At 41.2% G+C, this 4,196-nt stretch carries 3 protein-coding genes; 1 reads left to right on the top strand and 2 read right to left on the bottom strand.

The window, feature by feature from the left end; all coding sequences use genetic code 11:
* On the top strand, positions 1–1,269 hold a 1,269-nt coding region (locus tag JZU62_RS06495), incomplete at its 5' end, for a B12-binding domain-containing radical SAM protein (protein ID WP_295013076.1).
* Between the two features lie 78 nt (positions 1,270–1,347).
* On the opposite strand, the gene JZU62_RS06490 is transcribed toward JZU62_RS06495, so the two are convergent.
* Together JZU62_RS06490 and JZU62_RS06485 are read right to left on the bottom strand one after the other, a co-directional pair.
* Positions 1,348–2,526: an OmpA family protein gene (locus JZU62_RS06490; protein ID WP_295013074.1), complete on the bottom strand. Its 1,179-nt coding sequence runs from the start codon at positions 2,524–2,526 to the stop codon at positions 1,348–1,350.
* A 330-nt stretch (positions 2,527–2,856) separates the two neighbouring features.
* On the bottom strand, positions 2,857–4,196 hold a 1,340-nt coding region (locus tag JZU62_RS06485), incomplete at its 5' end, for an OprD family outer membrane porin (protein WP_295013072.1).

Raw genomic sequence — 4,196 nt, 5'->3', positions numbered from 1 at the left:
ACCCTCAAAAAAGTCTCTCCGCAAACCGTTATCGTCCTCGGCGGTCCCGAAGCGGCTCATCTACCGCATCGCGTCGATCTCTCAAAAGCCGATTACATCATCAGCGGCGAGGGGGAAGTGGCGTTTTATGAGTTGTGTAAAAATATCCTTTCCAATAATCTCCCAAATGAGCGTTTTATCAAAGCCCCTCTCCCCGATCTAAAATCGATCCATCTCCCCTACAGTGCCTACAATGACGAAGACGTAGCCCACCGTTATATCTACGTCGAAGCTTCACGCGGTTGTCCGTTCGAGTGTGAGTTCTGCCTCTCCTCGATCGATGAAAAGGTGCGCAATTTCCCACTTGATGAGCTTCTCGAAGAGTTTGAAATACTTTGGCAGCGTGGTGCGAGGAGTTTCAAATTTATCGACCGCACTTTTAATCTGAACATGACATTCGCCAACCGAATATTGGATTTTTTCCTCTCCAAAGAGCCACCTTATTTTGCCCATTTTGAAGTGATCCCAGACCACTTCCCCGAAGTGCTGAAAGAGAAGATCAAACGATTTCCCGCCGGATCGCTACAGCTGGAGATCGGTATCCAGACCCTAGACCCTCTCATCGCAAAAGGGATCAACCGACCGCTAAAGGTAGAAAAAATTTATGATAATCTCCGCTTTTTAGAAAATGAAACTTCGGCACATATGCACCTCGATCTCATCGTTGGACTTCCGGGGGAAAGTATCGAAAGGTTCGGTCGCAATCTCGACACCCTCGTTTCCCTCACCCACAGCGAAATACAGATCGGTATCCTCAAAAACCTCTCAGGAACGACCCTCTCACGCCATGACAAAGAGCATGGGATGATCTACAGCGACATACCGCCATATGACATCCTCCAAAACAACTTTCTCAGTTTTGAGCAAATACAAAAAATGAAACGGTTTGCACGGTTTTGGGATATTTTTTACAACAGCGGAAGTTTCACAAAAACCGTACCGTTGATATGGGCTGAAGAGAGTGTATTCAATGGGTTCTACACCTTTAGCGAGTGGATCTATATCCAAACCCTCTCGACATGGAAAATATCCTTAGAACGACAAATTGCGCTTATCCATGCCTATCTATGTCAACATCACGATAAAGAGAAGGTAGAAGCGGCTTTAATAGAAGATTTGGCAACACGACCGGAGAAAACAATCCCATTTTTCTTACGACAATCAACGATAGAAAAGAATACAAAAGAAGCTAAAGCGGTTACACCGAAACGGCAAGCGGCACGAAGTTAAATCATTAGAATAATAGCAGAGTGAACTCGAAAGAGTTCACACCACATAAAATAATTAAAAGCTGTACTCGAAAAAGCCTTAATATGGATTTACAACTATTTTTTCACCTTGTAACTCAGAGTTATTCAAACATTTATCATTAGGACAAGAAAGTACAACATCCGTTCGTCGATTTTCTGCACGTCCTGCAAGAGAATCATTTGTAGCAACAGGCATTTTTTCACCTTTTTCGCTAATAATTATACGTTTAGAATCTACACCGAATCCAGTCAGTAAAGCCTGAATTTTTTTCGAACGGTTATCCGCAAGTTTTTCATTATACTTATCAGATGCGCTACTATCCGTATGACCAACAAGTTTTATTTCACATGCGGGATTATCATTCAAAAATTTTGCAAATTTTTCAATTTTTTTGACCCCATTTTTATCAACTGCATATGAGTTTAATCTAAAGTTAACATGCAAAGATGGTAATTGATTAGGTTGTTTCTCTTTTACATTAGAAGGAGCATCTATAGGTGCCGATTTAGTTTCTATAAGAGATTGGCTATTTTCAATTTTTTGTACAGCTATAGCCACCGTAGGTTTAACGTCAGAGTTCACATTTGAAATGTTTTCAGTGCGGGAAGGGCAAGTTTTTTGAGATTGCCCAAATGCATACGATACTCCGGCGGTAATTACCGGTAAATGTTCCCATTGAAAGTTATTAAACTTCAACATTTGAATCGCTTCAACTTTTGCAGCAACTTGATTCGTTAATTGAAATTTCACCCCAACCCCAGCATCTCCGAATAGACCGTTGTGATTGTCCACTGCCGGGTTCGACAAATATTCATATCCAATACCTGCTTTGACAAACGGTTTTATCTTATTGCTAAGGTTTTTGACATCCTTGATTTCATACACACCGTTTAAGCCTGTTTGATAAATGCTTGTGCCGCCATTATTTTGCAGGTTACTAATTACAAATGTAGGGTAAGTAGTATGAGTATTTGTATCATAATAATTATACAGCGTCGTAGATGTACCGGTTGTTTTATAGTCCGTATGCCCATAATATAGGAAAAACTCAGGGGTGATCATGGAATCAAGACATTTTTTGTATTGATATTCAAAACCTACCAAATTATAATTATTCATATGCTCCGCGCTGTCACGGTATGCATGACCGATAACAGGTGTAATCTCATGTTCATATTTTTCTTCAACTGCAAAAAGCGAAGCCGCCAGCAATGCCGATAAGAGTATTTTATTCATTCATCTTCCTTTGTTTCTTAGCATATTCATTCGGTATCGACTTTAATAGAAAGTCCTGCCATCTAGCAGACGATTAGACCGACAAAAATTTATGAATAATAAACGATTACTGTTGCAATCGTGTTGCAAATGATTGAAAGGTAGGAGAAATTAAAATCAATTTGATAATAAAAGATACACAGGAGACTCGAAATAGTTAAGATTTATTGAGTTACGGTGACAGCTTTAATATTGAAAGTGCCTGAGGGTGACGAATCCTCAGGCGAAAAGCTTAACATAAGAAGAATGTGTTTAGGGCCCGAAGGCCCTGAAAAAAATATCTCTAGGATATTAGAATTTCAAAGAAGCGATAAGACGGATTGATTCAATATCACGCCCACGATAAAAATTTGACTGTCCAGCAGCACCCACAGCAAACTCATCATCATTACTAACATCGGTATAGATAGCTTGAAGAGCAAGAGGTCCTACGTTTCCGCTAACCGATACGTCCCATGCAGAAACATCGTTTCCACTAACATCATAAGCATCGCTTGCATTGCAATAGCTTGTAGCAAGTTTAGCACCCATTACAGAAGTAGATGCACCTACTTTGTATGTTTTTGTACCAGGAGCAGTTACGATACCATCCATATAAATAGAACCGTCCCCTGTATAGATTTTAGTTTTGTCGCCGGTAGCTACGTTAGCAAAACCGAGGGTTCCATCAGCATCCGCTTTTGAGTATGCAGCGTATACGTTTACGCCCGCTACATCAACACCTGCTTTAACTGCCCAGATTTTAGAATCATCCAAATCGGCAGCCGCCCATTTATTCAATCCGCCTTTAGGGTCCAATACCGCATACTGTGCACCGACAGAAACGATATCCATCAATTTTGTCGCATCAGCTTGTACCCAGTATGCGTTTGCAATATCAACAACATTGTAATACCAGCCTTGAACCGCTGTATTCGGGATCGATTTGTTTACAGCCGCCAAAGCGTATGCTCCGTTTGAACCGAATGTATTGAAATTTTCCATATCAACCGTTCTACCCGTACTACCTGTAAGGGTATTAACGTTCAACGTCACTCCGTTTGCTGCAGCAAGAGGGTCATTGAAACCGTTGTGTTTACCTACCCATGCTCCGATCAACGTGGTATCAGGAAGGTCGTTGTTCAATACTACGGCACCTTCAAACGTATTTTTAACAATATTCCATTTTTCAGTAAATGCTAATGGAGTATCAAGTTCCATACGCCCAGCTTTAACTGTTGTTTTGCCAATTGTAGTTGCTAACCACATTTGGCTAACCGTCGATGAATCTGCTGCACGTGTTGCACCGCCCGGAGCCATAGTATCTTGAACAAGATTGTTTTCAAGACCTAGAGTTGTAAACGCTTGCATCTCAACACCGGCACTTACATTTTGAACTAAATCAGCAGTCATTCCTACAGCAAGCGAAGCACCACCGGCAGCACCACCACCATACGGTGCACCAGCAAGCCCTTGAAGCAATTTACCTTTTGTAAATAAACCGGTATCATAATTACCACTCGCTTTTTCAGCTGCCGACATCTCTACGTCAGATGTTTGGTAGATAAATCTAGCTTCCCCGTTTACTTTCATGTTGTCAATCGCGAACGCACTTGTTCCCAAAGCCATTACAGCGACTAAACTAAGTTTTC

The sequence above is a fragment of the Sulfuricurvum sp. genome, from assembly GCF_019163035.1.
GTDB lineage: Bacteria > Campylobacterota > Campylobacteria > Campylobacterales > Sulfurimonadaceae > Sulfuricurvum.
This window is presented reverse-complemented; position numbering and strand designations above follow the sequence as displayed.

Excerpts from the sequence above, each read along its gene's own strand:
- JZU62_RS06490 (WP_295013074.1), bottom strand. The coding sequence starts at position 2,526 with ATGAATAAAATACTCTTATCGGCATTGCTGGCGGCTTCGCTTTTTGCA.